This window comes from Acidiphilium sp. AL (genome assembly GCF_025499445.1).
GTDB lineage: Bacteria > Pseudomonadota > Alphaproteobacteria > Acetobacterales > Acetobacteraceae > Acidiphilium > Acidiphilium iwatense.
Genome location: NZ_JAIMBZ010000057.1, coordinates 1 through 13,496 on the forward strand (window position 1 = coordinate 1; position 13,496 = coordinate 13,496).

Below are 13,496 nucleotides of genomic sequence, written 5' to 3' on the forward strand. Positions count from 1 at the left end.
GAGCCGCTCGCGCTCTTCGAGGCTGAGCTTCACCACATACTTCTTTACGGCACTTTGTTTCGCGGTCACGAACCATCTCCGTCGTTGCGGAGTCATCGAATCGAAGGTCCGCCGCAAAATCAATGACGGAGGGTACTAGCAAAATGTCGCCTTAATTACCGATCGGTGAGTCATATCGAGATCGTTCGAAACGGAAAAAAATGATGTTGTCCGCTCCACACCTCATGGAATCGTCAAAACAACCCAAGATTTCGTGATACTCATCTGTTGAAGCCTCCTCGTGCCAATCCTGGTGGGAAAGCCGGATTGGCGGCGCGGAACTGACACTGCCATTCACTCATATCGAGTTCGCGGAGATCACGAATGCGTGTGTTCCTATTGTCCGTCGCCGATCAGAATGAAGGCCGCCCAGTGCTGCGGGTGGCGCAAGGTTGGATCATTACTGCCAATCAGTGTGCGTTGCGCTGCCCGTAGCGCCTCGGCAAAACCCAGCCCGGCGCGGATGCCCCGATAAAAGACTTCCATCAGCGCCGGCGTGCTGTCATCGGCCACCGGCCACAGACTGGCGAGCACCGCGCCGGCGCCGCGCCGGCGGACCAGCGCGCCGAACCCTTCGATCTCCGCACCGCCCTCGTGCGCGCTCGCGGGGCCACCGCCCATCGCGGTCTCGCAGGCGGATAGCGCGATCAATGCCAGTGTCTCGAAACGGAACTCCGGATCGCGCAGATCCTCCAGTGTCAATGTATCGCCATCGCCAAGCAGAAGATGCGATCCGCGCTCACTTACCGGATCAAAACGAAAATGGCTTGCGATATGGATCATCGTATGATCCCGCAGCGCATCCACCAGCCGATCACGGGTGAATTCGGCGTCGAGATGGATCCGGCCAGGGAAAATCCCCGGTTGCGCGCCCGGACAGTCTATGTCTTGGATGATTCGCCGCAACTCGTCGGTCACGGTGCCGAGTTGGCGATAGCCCGCCACGTCCCGCGTAACACCGAAGCCGGCCACGCGCCAGTGCACGCGCGGCGCGGCGGCAACGCGATCGCGGGCGGCGGCGGTGTCCATCGCGATCGCGACGCGTTCGATCAGAAACGCCGTGCCGTCATGCAGGGCGGCAAATGGCAGATAGCGCAACGCGCCGGCTGGTGCGAGCAGGAGGGTCGCAATGCCGGTCTCGGCGATCAGGTCTGCGATCGGCGCGACCAGCATGCCGTGCAGGGCGATGGCGATCCGGTCGACATCCTCGGTGGTTTGCTCGATCGCGAAGCGGAATTCATGCACCAGCCGGTTGAGATGATGCCGTGCCACCGCGACCTCTCGGCTGACCTGGTAATCCGGCGTCGTCACCAGGATGATCAGGCGGTTCTCGCTGGCGAGGTAATGCACCAGGGCAATATCGTCGCCGCGCACGGCGAGGATAGTCTGGATCTCCTGACGCGTCGCGAGATTGAGAGAGCGGACATCGCGCGCGTCCGCCTCGTCGCGGGTGGCGAAGGCCGCACGCAGCCCGTCGATCCAGCGATCGAACGCCTGCACCGCGGCTTCCAGTTCGGCTCGCGCCACGGCCGCATCCTCGTCCTGCGCACCGGTCGCCGCGCAGCGGGCCAAGGAGGCAATCACCGTGTCGCCGTGGCGCTGCCAGCGTGCTTCCAGCGCGGTCAGTTGCAGGAAGGTCAGGCGAGGATCGTCGGCCACATCGCGTCGCAGAAGTTCAAACAACTCCTCTTCCTTGAGCATGGCGAGCACGCATTCGGCTTCGGCGAGGCGGCTCTCCCGCACCAGCAGATCGGCGAGATGGCGATAGATACGGGCGTTGGTCTCGGCGTAGCGTCGCTGCAGGGCGCGCTCCAGCCCATCCAGCCGGCCGCGCTGGCCTTGGATCACATTCACCGCCTGTTTGCCGAAAAAAATCGCTGCCCCGGTATTGCCAGAAGCCGCCTCGATCTCGGCGAAACCCTGCCAGACCTGGTGACGCAGAGTTATGCCGTCCGGCAGGCTGGCGATCCGCGCCGCGTCGCGCAGCGCCACGCGGGCCGCTTCGAGATCGCCGGTGGCTTGCGCTGATCGTGCCAGTAGATAGAGGGACAAGCCGGTATCGGGATGATTGTCGCCAAGAACCCGTCGTCGGATCGAGAATGACTCGGCGAGGCGCGCGGCCGCCGTGACATGATCGCCGCGTGCGGATTCGATGCTGCCGAGGCTTTCCAGCGCCGCCGCGACATCAGGATTGTCGTCGCCGAGCGCGCGGCGCCAGATCGCGAGAGCCTCCGCATGGCTGGCAGCTGCCGCCGTATAATCGCCCAGCCCGGTCAGGGCGTTGCCGAGATTGTGCAGGCTGTTGGCAATGTTCGGATGATCGGGATCGAACGAGGCACGGCGGATGTCGAGCGCTTGCTCATGGCAATCACGCGCCGCTTCGAAATCCCCGATCTCGATCAGCACGTTGCCTAGATTGGTCAGGCCGGCGGCGATATACGGATGGTCCGGCCCGAGACCGCGCCGCCAGATCGCGATGGCATCGCGCTGGTGCGCGACGGCTTTGGCATAGTCGCCGCTCGCGCGGGCGACGTTGCCGAGATTGGCGAGGCTGAGGCCGATCAGCTTATCATCGGGACCGAGCCTGACTCGCCGGATCGCCAGAGCGTTCTCGTGGTGTTTGCGGGCGGCGGTGTAATCGCCCGCCTCCTTGTACAGAATGCCGAGATTATTGAAACTCGCGGCGACATCGAGATGATTGTTGCCGAGCGAACGCCGCCGCAGCGCCAAAGACTCCTCGAAGCAGGCCATGGCGGCCGGAAAATCCCCCGTCTCGACGCCGATCCGGCCGAGCAGGTTGAGCAAATCGGCGACCGACAGGGCTTGGTCGCCGGCAAGTCGGCGTCGAACGGTGAGCGCGGCGTCAAATAGAACTTTTGCTTCCGCGTAGTTTCCTCGATCCAGCGCTACCTCACCGTCGCGGCCCAGCGAATCGGCACGGCCGGCGTCCTCATCCATCGCTGGTCACTTGGGCGCGGCCGGTGCGGCCGGCCATCCGCAGAAGCGTAACCCCATCCAGGCCGCCGCCCGATCGCCCGCTGCCGCGAGACCGGCGAGCAGGCGGCAGATATGCTCGCGCGCGCGCCGCACCAGCACATGGCCGTTGCGCCCGTCCATCGCCGAGCCGATCTCAGCGGGCGAGAAATCGTCGCACAACAAGGCGAGCACTCGCGCCCAATGTGGATCGAGCTGGTCGAGCAGCCGGTCCAGCAATTCCCGGACCGCGATCTCGTCCTCGACAGGATGGTCCCAGCCGATCGGCGCCAGTGCCGCAAGCCCGATCGGCACGCTGTGCGGCGGTCTGATTTCCGCCTCGAAACCGGCTTGTTCGCCGTGCCGCCGCAGCGCACTGGCACGGCGATATCCATCGATCAGCAGGTTGCGGGTGGTGACATGGAGAACCCGCAGCAGGACCGCATCGTCGTCGAACCCGGTCGGCATCACGCCGCCGCGATAGCGCCGATAAACCTTGGCGAAGGCATCCTGAACCAAATCCTCGGCATCCTCCCGGCTGCCGCAGCGCGCCGTCCAACTCCGTACCATCGCTGCATAATGCGTCCGGTGCAGCCGGGTCAGGCGAAGGGCGAGCGACGCGCTCGTGTCACCCGCGGTCCGGTCATCGACCGCGTCACCCGTTGCCATCATCGACCTCGCGCGGGTTGCCGAGCACGAGATCATACATGCCTGACGGCAGCACCGCCTCGTAGCGCAGCCGCAACCCCGCCGCATCGGCGACCAGCTCCGGATCGATCTCCACGGAAGCGAGTGCCACATCCGCAGGGATCGCCAGCAACACCGGAAGCGGCGTTTCAGGCGTCAACGGCCGCAGAGTAAGAATAATGCGGGGAAGCGGACCGGCGTCATCGAGGATCAGACTGATCCGGCCTTCGGGCGATTCCGCGCGCACCGAACTGGCCGCCGCCCGGGTCACCGGCGCGAGCACCGGTCGCAGCCAACCTCCACCCTCGGCGATGGGGAAGGGCAGCGCTGCCTCCTCGGGCAGAATCGCCGACCCCCGGCGCTGCGCGCCGAGCACCACCGCGACGACCGCAAGCACGGCGGTCGACCACCCCGCACGCCGAGCCGGTGGCAGCTGCGCGAGTGCGGCGTCGCGGCGCTGGCTCGCGGCGCGCAATTCCTCGTCAATTTCCCGAAAACGCACCCGGATCGCTGCGTTACGGCTTGCGACAAAATCATCGCTCAGGCTTGTCACGCGCGCCTCCAACACCGCGCGTAATACATCCCGCCAGGTACGCCGCCGCTCCGTTGGTGCGTGCATGCCGCCTCCCGCGCCCACTTTGGGCGCACCGGCCGTCTCAGCCATCGATCGTTCCGCTCCATATCACGGGTTCCTCATGACGACGCACGAGAAATGCGGAGCGCCGGGAGAATTGCCATGGCGACCGCATCACCCGTTTTGGTGGGTAAAGACACCTGAAGATGCCTGACTTCAACGCACCGAATGGAAAAGATCCCAAATTTAATCGTGCTGCCTGACATGGTTGTTCCCCGCGTGGCAAAGGAGGGAAAGTGTTATCCTGCCGCCACTTGGCTGGGGCGGGGCTGTTCGATGGGATAGGCGAGGGTTGCGACGATGCCGGCGCTGATCTTCTGGCCGGCGCACAGCGCGGCGGGGATGATCGCGCAGCCATTGGTCCATCTTCCGTCGGGTTCGGGATCATGCCAGCCCTGGCTGAGCGCCGGATGGTCGAACGGGATCATCGAGCCATCGGCGCGGGTCAGGGCGGCGATCTTGACGCCGAGCCGGCGCCGGTCACGCGGATCAGGCGTCAGATGACCGGGGATCGCGCTGCGGCTTTCGATGATCGCCGCGCCATCGGATTGGTAGCGGATCACGAGCGCCGGATCGTCGGTGGTCTGGATGCCGGCGCGGGCTAGAATGCGGGCGCGCACGGCCTCGACCACGGAGCCGGCTTCGGCGAAGGGAGCGCAACCCTGCTGCTCGCGTAAGGTCTGCGCGAAATCGGGATGCAGGATCGTCGCCGGGCCGCCGTTTTCGAAGGCGCCGCGATTGCCGGTCTCCAAGTAACTTTCGCAGGGTGCGGCTTCGGCATGGAGAACCGCGTGGGCTTCGAGTTCGACATGGTAATAGGTGACCGCGCGGCGCCTGACCTGGCGGATCGAAAATCCGTTGATCAGTGCCTTGGCCGGGATCAGATGGTTGTCGAGATACAGCGCGTGGTCGGGTGAGACATGGAGATCACGGCAGGGCACACCCTCCGCCAGCGCGCCGGCCTCGATCAGCACGGGCAGAACCATCTCCGGCTTCGGATGGCGGGCAAGGGCGAGATGCCGCCGGCCGATCCATTTGATCGGCGCCGTTCCGCCGCCATTCAGGATGACCGCATCGCCCTCCCGCAACGCCTCGACCGGCACCTCGCCGCGCATCGTCAGAAGCCGCGTGCCGGCGGCAAAGCAGGGGGCCTGGCTGGTGCCGATCACGGCATTTCCACTGCTCGACGAAAACTGGAAATCGCTCGCGATCGCGCCCGGCAGATCCAGCGTGATCGTGCCATCCGCACCGGAAAGCGTCAGATAGCCATTTGAGAAAATCTCACTGGAATAGGTAAAATTATCGATCTGAATGAAATCTCCGGTTTGGAAACCTTCGATCGGATTGGTCGGCACGGTGGCCGTGGTGAACTCCAGCGTCGGATCGGCGGTGTTGGCGAAGGAGATCGGCCCGGAACCGGCCGCGCCCGCGACTGCGAGATCGAGCGTGCCGGACTGGATCGTGATGCCGCCGGCAAAGCTGTTGGCGGTATCGAGACGGGTGGTCCCGGAACCGCCGATATCGAGACCGGATGCACCGCCCAAGGTTCCCGCGCCGCCCGATCCGGTCTGATCGGCGATGGGATCGCTGATCGTCAGGGTCTGGCCGGCCAGGGGCGCTAGCTGGACGGCATTGCCGCTGCCTTGCGTGAAGATGCCGCCTCCAAATCCTTCGCCCTTTTTCGCGCCGGCACCGGCAGCGCCGCCGGTCGCGCTGCCGCCCGAGATCAGCCCTCCTTCAAGGATGATATGGCCGCCGGAGGCGATGAAAATATCGCCGCCCGCGCCAAGACCGCCGCCACCACCGCCGCCCTGGGCACCCGAAGCGCCGGCGCCGGCTCCGAAACCGCCATTCGCACCGGCGCCGCTATTGCCTTGCGCGCCGGGAGAACCCGATGAGCCGTCAGCGCCCGGAGCTCCTACAGGACCAAGACATTCTCCGTCAATGTACATTCCACCCAAACCGCCATGCCCGCCTTTGCCGCCGGCACCTGCCTGTCCACCGATGCCGCCGCCGCCGCCACCGCCACCGAAGCCGCCAGCCGCGCCAACTCCTCCATTTCCTCCTGTCCCCCCGGCACCGCCTATGCCGCCGACATTTCCATTGCCGCCAACGGGCAGGGTCGGGCAGCCGCTAATACCCACGGGTAAAGGATCATATCCACCTTTCCCAATTCCGCCGCCGCCGCCGGCACCACCATTACCACCCGCCCCGCCGTTGCCGCCGCCGCCGCCGCCGCCGGCAAAGCCGCCAAATGCACCGTTTACCCCGTTTCCACCGCGCCCTCCCTCACCGCCAATACCACCCGCGACCGGGGGGGTACGAATCCCCCCGCCTCCCCCACCAGCGCCGCCGTCACCACCCTTGCCGCCATCGCCACCAGCACCGCCGCCCGCGCCGTAGCCGCCGAAAGCGCCGTTTCCTCCGACACCTCCCGAGCCGCCGAACCCGCCGATATTCCCTTGGCCGCCGGTCGACCCTTTGCCGCCATCGCCACCGGAACCGCCATCGCCGCCGACACCGCCGATGCCGCCCGGGCCGCCGCTGGCCCCGGTGCCGCCCTGGCCGCCCGGATAGCCGGGACCGGCATAGGGCGATGAGGTACTGTTGGTGTTTGGCAAGGTTCCATCACCGCCCGAACCGCCACCCCCACCCCCCCCCCCTTTTTGGCCAAAACCACCAGCCCCGCCGGGATGCCCCTTGCCTCCCATGTTGCCGGGACCGAAGGTAACCGGAGCCGCCACCGATCCGGCGGTGCCCTTCAGGCCTGTAGACCCAAGTTTCGGAAAAATCAGGCTTGAATGGCCGCCGGCGCCGCCGGAACCGCCCGGACCGCCGGCACCACCAACAGCTTTGTCGTTGCTGAACGAGACATTATCCAGCGTCACCGTCGCGGCACTCCCGACGAACAGGCCGCCACCCAGACCTGCCCCGCCACCGCCATCGCCGGACGCGCTGCCACCCTGCGCGATCGCGTCCTCGATGGTCAGATTCTCGATCGTCACCTTGCCGCCCAGAACGGCGATGCCGCCGGCACTGCCACCGCCATTCAGGACGAAGCCACCTCCATCGATCGTCAGCGACGATCCACTTCCCAGCGTGATCGCGTAAAGCCCCGCGGGCGATGCAGTGCCACTCTCGGTAATGTTGCCGGACAGGACAATTTCAAAATTACCCCCGGTGCTCTGGTCGATCGTCTTGATATCCGCGTTAAGCGCGGTCTGCGAGGAAACGGAGAATGTTGTCGTCATGGCCGCGGCCACCGGGCAAGCCGTCGGGTTGACGGACGCATGGTCGGAGCGTGGACGGTACGATTCCCGGCGTGCCCCCTTTCGTCGATGACTTGATCCACGCTCCCTCCCGCGCAAGTATCGTTATAAAATGCGGAGAAGTCAGATCTCAAGATGGCGCCCGCTTGGGTAGATGGATCACTCGCCGGCGGACGCACCTATCGACGAAAGACTTGCTCCATGATGAAGAACGGAATTCGTGATGACTTTTCACATGATCCGTTTCACGATTTCGTTATAAGTTGAAGAATGAGCCGCACGGCACATGCCCAGGAGGCGTTTGATGCTGCGATCGATGCCTTTTCGGCGGGACATTATGCCGAGGCAGAGCGCCGCTTCCGCGCCCTCCTCGAAGAAGATTCCGACGATGCCAACACGTTGAGGCTCTATGGTCTCGCACTGGCAAAATCGGGGAAACCCGACCGGGCGCTCGCTTTTCTCGCCCGAGCGCGCCGACTCTCCTGGCAGGAGCCACTTGCCCACCTCCATCACGGCGTCGGATTGCTTCAGGCGGGGCAACCGGCACGAGCCGCCGCAGTCCTCCGGCGCGCCGCACAAATGGCGCCGCAAGAGCCGGCTTCCTGGATCAATCTGGCGGCCGCGCTCATCGTGCTTGATCGGATAGCCGCGGCACGTAGCTGTGCGAGGCGTGCTGTAGCCGTGGCACCGGAAATGCCGGAGGCTCATTACACGCTGGGCCTCACCAATCTGGCGGCCGGCACGTTGCCGGCCGCCCAGCAGAGCTTCGATCGGGCCATCGAACTCAAGCCCGAGTTTTCGGATGCTTGGTTGAATCGGGGCGTCTGCCTGTATCGGTTAGGCGATGTTTATGCCGCCGGGCAGGCATTTCATAGAGCGATCGCCGCCAATCCTGGCAATTCTTCGGCTGCGTCGAACCTCGCGGCACTGATGCTGCTTGGTGGCGAAACCGACGAGGCGTTGACACGGCTTCGCAACGTCGTCGGGCACGACCCAGATTGCATCCCGGCCCGCCTGAACCTCGCCAACGCCCTACTTTTCGAGGGATGTTCCGCCGAGGTTCTGAGCCTGCTGAACGACCAACCGCCACCCGGTCGCGCGGGCCACCATTGGCGAGCTCACAGGGCCGCCGCATTCATTGGACTGGGCAGATGGGATGACGCGCGGGCGGAACTCGATGGTATCGTCGGCGCCTTCGATGATTCCGAACTGCTGTTACTCTGGCGCCGGATCGCGCTGGCCCTGCACGATGGTGACCGTGATGTGGCCGAAATCCTCGCGATCCGAATGGAAGAGATCGCAGCCCTGGAAAACATGTCCATTCCCGAACATCGGATCATCGCGTATTTCGATCTGGCACGTTTCCACCATGTTCGGGGAGACAAGCGGAAAGCCTTCGCGCACTGGACAAACGGCCATCATATTCTCGCGCGTTTCCAGCCCTACGATCGCGAATCCGTCCGCGCCTTCACCGACGCATCAATCGCGGCCTACAGCGCAAACCGGATCGCCGGGCTCCGTGCGGACAATGCCGATCCGGCACCTGTATTTATCGTGGGTATGCCCCGCTCAGGTACGACACTCGCCGAGCAGATTTTGGCGGCTCATCCCCAGGTATACGGCGCTGGCGAGCGAAGCGCCCTGCACAGGCTGGTGGCCGCCCTCGCCGGCTCCACTGGAACCGCCGCAAGCGTGGAACGGCTGGCCAGCCTCGATGTGGACACTCTCTCCCGCGAAGCCACCAAATTTCTTGAGGGTCTATACGCGCTTAAGTCGAACGAGACATACGTCATCGATAAATTGCCCGGCAATGCCGCGTATCTCGGCTTCATTGCAACGCTGCTGCCCGCAGCGAAGATCATCCACTGCCGCCGAGACCCGCGCGATATCGGCCTGTCGATCTATCAACTGCGTTTTTTTGGCTACCACCCGTATGCCCACGATCTCGGCGATCTTGGCTTTGCGATCGCTGAACACGAACGGTTAATGGCGCATTGGCGGATCGTACTTGAGCCAAATTTGCTCGAACTCGACCTCGTCGACTGGATCCGCGATTTCTCGGGCACACTCGACCGAGTGCTCGATTTTCTTGCTTTGCCGTTCGACCCTGCCTGTGAACATTTTTATCGTCAGACTCGCCGCGTCCGCACGGCCAGCGCCGCTCAGGTCCGTGAACCGATCAATGCCCGCGGTATCGGCCGGTACCGCGATTACGCTGAATTTCTTGGACCATTAATCGAGGAACTTGACCGTGCCAGTTTGTTTTGAACCAGATACAAGCTGGCGAAGCGTCGGAAAATCGGCCTGACCGATACTGGCGTCGTCCAGTACACCCGAGACAGTTCATTCCAGGCAGGCTGCGAACCGACAGATGCACCTGCTCCGGTTCATCGGGGTAGTGGGCACGGCATGTTGGAAAGGTGGGCCGGTAAATTTTGGGGGAGACCCGTGGCGGTCGAGGGTAGCGGCCTCAGCGGCGCTGCAGGGCGTCGGATCGCGCGGGAGTCGGACGGGGTCGTATGACCGCTGAAGCCGGGTAACTCCGGTGGGGGAAAGGATCCCGACTTCTGGTGTGCTTTTGGCGGAGATGAGGAATACCAATTGGCGATGATCCTGCAAACACCTGATAAGATCCGGAATCTTCAGAGGAAGCTGTATCTCAAGGCGAAGGCGGAATCGGCCTTCCGCTTCTACTTGCTCTACGACAAGACCTATCGCGAAGACATTCTGCACCACGCCTATGATCTGGCGCGCGCGAACAAGAGGCCGCCATCGACGACGCGATAGCTTTGGACTCCGCGACCTCATAGCGCACCTGCAGGACCCGGATCGGATGCCATCCGCCCCGGCCATTTCGGCTCAAGATAACCTGCTGAAGCTGCCTCTTGAAAAGCAGCTTCCTATTTGTTGCTTCGTCTTCGCCCCTGCCGGGCACACTTCCGGAGCTACCACGACAATCGTCGAAGGTCCGCGTCTCTTCGTCATTCGCTTCAAATCTGCCATCTGCTTCCGGCCAAAAGGGGCCAGTACGCAATGCCGGAAAGCTGTCCATCCAGTATCTGCATTTTTGCAGCAGGTACCGCCGTCCCTCGAACAGGGCAAGGCTGCGGCTTTCCATCCGACCAAACCACCCAACCCGGTGGGGTGCTGCCGCTTCAGGTCATAATTCGGCCAAGCTTTAGCTGGTTCCCGAAATATATATGCGCGCGTTTTTACAGGCGACTGCCCCTACGAAATCGACGGCCCGCTCCGTTGTCGCCCGAGCGTCCAGGAAATCGTCTCACCCCGGACGATACCGGAGACCTGCTTGCCGAGGCTGCGTTCCAGCACCGGCCGCCAAGGCACCAGCGTGAACTCGCGGCTCTTCTCGATCACGGCGAAGCGGCCACTGGCTAGATCGAGGCACCGCCGGTAAATCCCCTCAACCCGTTCCCCGGACCGGGCTTCGGTATAATCGAGGCCCAGCTCACCCGAAAGCTGGCCGGCAACGCGGGTCAACTCCCGGCGCCGTAGAATGCCCAGCATGTTGGCGCGGTAGATGGTTCGGTTCTGATCCTCGCGGGCAAGCTCCTGCTCGACAAGCCATTGCCGGCGTCGGGCCAGCACGTCGCGCACCTCACGACCAAAGCCACCGTCGCGCAGCGGCATGGGTGCCTCCGCGACCAATTCCCGGTCGAGCCAGGTGGCACCGTCCGCGCCGAGCTGCCGGTCGAGCGAAAAGGCGGACAATGTCTGTACCACGACCGGCGCATCCTTCACCTGCCGGCGCTCGTAAGCCGTCGCCCGTTCCAGATGATCCGGCGCGATGATCCAGGTGCCGTCCGGCTCGCGTTCCACCGTGCCGGCCAGCCGCCGCATCGCCTCCAGCCGACGCACATGGGTCTCGGTGAAGTCGGCGCTGGCGGTCGGATCGTGCCGCAGATGGATATCGACATCATAGCGCCCGCCATTCGCCGCCGCGATTTCCGCGATGGTGCGATCCACCGCACGCGGCTCGGCGCCCTTCGGCGTGACGGTGACGATGCCGCCTTCCGGTATCGGATCGGTCGCCTCGCCCCTGCCGATCTCGACGTAATGGGTTCGGCCATCCACCGCATCGACGATCAGGTAATGGCGGTCGTCGATCTCGTCGGCGAGGCCCCGGCGGACGAGGCGGCCGGTAATCGGCCGCGTCTCCGGATCGGACGGGTCATAGATGACGTAATCCGAAGCGGCGCGCGCAACACCCTTCTCGGTCAGATCGCGGTGCATCGCTTTGACGATGTCACCGCGTTCACCCATGCGACGGAGGGTATCCTCCAGCTCTTCGGCAAGCTGCCATTGGCCGGGGGCGATTTCGTCTGCCAGTCCGAGGTGCTTGAGTTTCTGCAACCGGCCCGCCCGCAAGCTCTGCTGAAACGCATCTCGTCCGGTCGCCCGCACCATACCATCCTCGTCCGCATCACGTAGCAGCCCGCGATCGATGCTGGTCAGGCGCTCCTGCTCGAGCGCGCGGCGCAGGTGATTCTCGATTTCCAGATCGGTGCGTGGCCCTTGGTCGAGACTGACGAGTTCCGCCACCCGCTCGCGCAGCCCCTGGGTGATGTATTCGCGGGCGATGATCAGATCGCGGCCAATATCGTCCTTGCCGCGCAGGATGATGTGGGTGTGGGGATGGCCGGTATTGTAGTGATCGACCGCAACCCAGTCGAGCCTGGTGCCGAGGTCTTCCTCCATCTGCGCCATCAACCGGCGGGTCAGCGGTTTCAAATCTCGTACTCGTCACCATCCTCGGCCGAAACGATGAATCGGAACTGGTGCCGGTCGCCGTCGGCACGATGAATGAATGCCTTGCCGCCGGCACGATCCTGCTGGGCGTCATACAATCGGCCCGACTCACCCTCGCGAGTGACACCGTCACGCTGAATATAGCGCAGATGCGCCAGCGCAGCTTTGACGCCATTGCCGGCGAGCTTGACGATGCGGGATTTCACGACGGCGCGGCGGCTGCGGAACGCGGCGTAGCGGTCGCGCGATGCCAGCACACGCCCGATGCTGGCGCCGCGTCCGATCTGGCTGCCATGGAAGGTGCTATGGCGCGTCGACGAACCACCGCGCGGCCGGCCTCCGGCAAGCGCGACCACGCGCAGCACCCGGTGCAGATATTTGCGTCCGCGTTTGCTGCCCTGCGAGCGTATTCTGCCAAGCTTCGGTTCGAAGTCGTCGTCGCGCGTCATCGTCACGTCTCACGCAACAGGTTTGGAGAAGTCCGGAAAACAGAAAGCGATAATTATCCGTCCGCCGCAATGAGTCTCCACCGGCATCCCGTGAATCAATGACTTACAAAATTGAATCTCCACAGGCTCTACCACTATCTCTACAAAATAAGATGTGCAGACAAAGACATAGATGGCTCATGGAGACAGCCTTTTAATCTTGCCCTAACGCGATTTTTATCAACACCCGACCCTACCTGCGCCCCTCTACACCCAGTCGTCCTTGCCTGGTCATTTCGGTTGGGGCACCCGCCGATGACGTGCAACCGGCCGACGGCTGGACGCGGTGTTTCGGACCACCGCTTCCGGACCGAAAAAGGGCGCGTTACACCCCTGCTAGGAAGGCGCCTTCCGCCGTTTCGAAGCCGTCAAAAATGCGCAAGTCGGTCATCCAGCGAACGCGCCGCGCGTCATCCACAATGCAGATCGCCGTGTAATAACGGCCTTGGAAATAGCCCAAGATTGCGACGCGCTCGAACGTCTGTTCGTTACCATCAAAGTTCTCGAAACCACCGATATTTTGCTCCGCGATGCGCCCGTCCCAGTGAAAATCCGCCCGTTCCGCATCGATAATCCGTGCCGCCGTGGCGACGATTCCTTCACATCCGAATTCGTGCGCCAGGTCGTGGAGCAGTGCTG

Annotated in this window: 9 protein-coding genes; 2 read left to right on the plus strand and 7 right to left on the minus strand. The window is 63.8% G+C overall.

The window, feature by feature from the left end; genetic code table 11:
* Positions 1–375: 375 nt before the first annotated feature.
* The 4 genes from AiwAL_RS18275 to AiwAL_RS18290 form a co-directional block, all read right to left on the minus strand.
* Complete coding sequence (locus AiwAL_RS18275; RefSeq protein ID WP_262313270.1) at positions 376–2,997, minus strand: tetratricopeptide repeat protein; 2,622 nt, start codon at positions 2,995–2,997, stop codon at positions 376–378.
* Between the two features lie 6 nt (positions 2,998–3,003).
* Entirely contained in the window at positions 3,004–3,684 is a 681-nt protein-coding gene (locus AiwAL_RS18280; protein ID WP_262313271.1) for an RNA polymerase sigma factor, read from the minus strand.
* Complete coding sequence (locus AiwAL_RS18285; RefSeq protein WP_262313272.1) at positions 3,668–4,363, minus strand: hypothetical protein; 696 nt, start codon at positions 4,361–4,363, stop codon at positions 3,668–3,670. The genes AiwAL_RS18280 and AiwAL_RS18285 overlap by 17 nt, the downstream gene beginning before the upstream one ends.
* 209 nt (positions 4,364–4,572) lie before the next feature.
* Positions 4,573–7,584 (minus strand): Hint domain-containing protein, encoded by a 3,012-nt coding sequence (locus AiwAL_RS18290; protein WP_262313273.1) that lies wholly within the window; start codon positions 7,582–7,584, stop codon positions 4,573–4,575.
* A gap of 288 nt (positions 7,585–7,872) precedes the next feature.
* Between AiwAL_RS18290 and AiwAL_RS18295 the strand changes: the two genes are divergently transcribed.
* Both AiwAL_RS18295 and AiwAL_RS18300 read left to right on the plus strand, forming a co-directional pair.
* Positions 7,873–9,870, plus strand: a complete 1,998-nt coding sequence (locus AiwAL_RS18295) for a tetratricopeptide repeat-containing sulfotransferase family protein (protein ID WP_262313274.1) — start codon at positions 7,873–7,875, stop codon at positions 9,868–9,870.
* A gap of 333 nt (positions 9,871–10,203) precedes the next feature.
* Positions 10,204–10,389 carry a hypothetical protein gene (locus AiwAL_RS18300; RefSeq protein WP_262313275.1) on the plus strand — a complete coding sequence of 62 codons (186 nt, stop codon included), beginning with the start codon at positions 10,204–10,206 and terminating at the stop codon, positions 10,387–10,389.
* A gap of 441 nt (positions 10,390–10,830) precedes the next feature.
* Here the strand turns inward: AiwAL_RS18300 and AiwAL_RS18305 are convergent, their stop codons facing one another.
* From AiwAL_RS18305 to AiwAL_RS18315, 3 genes are all read right to left on the minus strand, one after another.
* On the minus strand, positions 10,831–12,351 hold the full coding sequence (locus tag AiwAL_RS18305; protein WP_262313276.1) for a DUF3363 domain-containing protein: 1,521 nt from the start codon (positions 12,349–12,351) through the stop codon (positions 10,831–10,833).
* Positions 12,348–12,818, minus strand: coding sequence for a hypothetical protein (locus AiwAL_RS18310; RefSeq protein WP_262313277.1), 471 nt, complete (start codon positions 12,816–12,818; stop codon positions 12,348–12,350). Before AiwAL_RS18310 ends, AiwAL_RS18305 begins: the two co-directional genes overlap by 4 nt.
* A 364-nt stretch (positions 12,819–13,182) precedes the next feature.
* Positions 13,183–13,496: hypothetical protein (locus AiwAL_RS18315; RefSeq protein WP_316044804.1), on the minus strand; the 314-nt coding region annotated here is incomplete at its 5' end.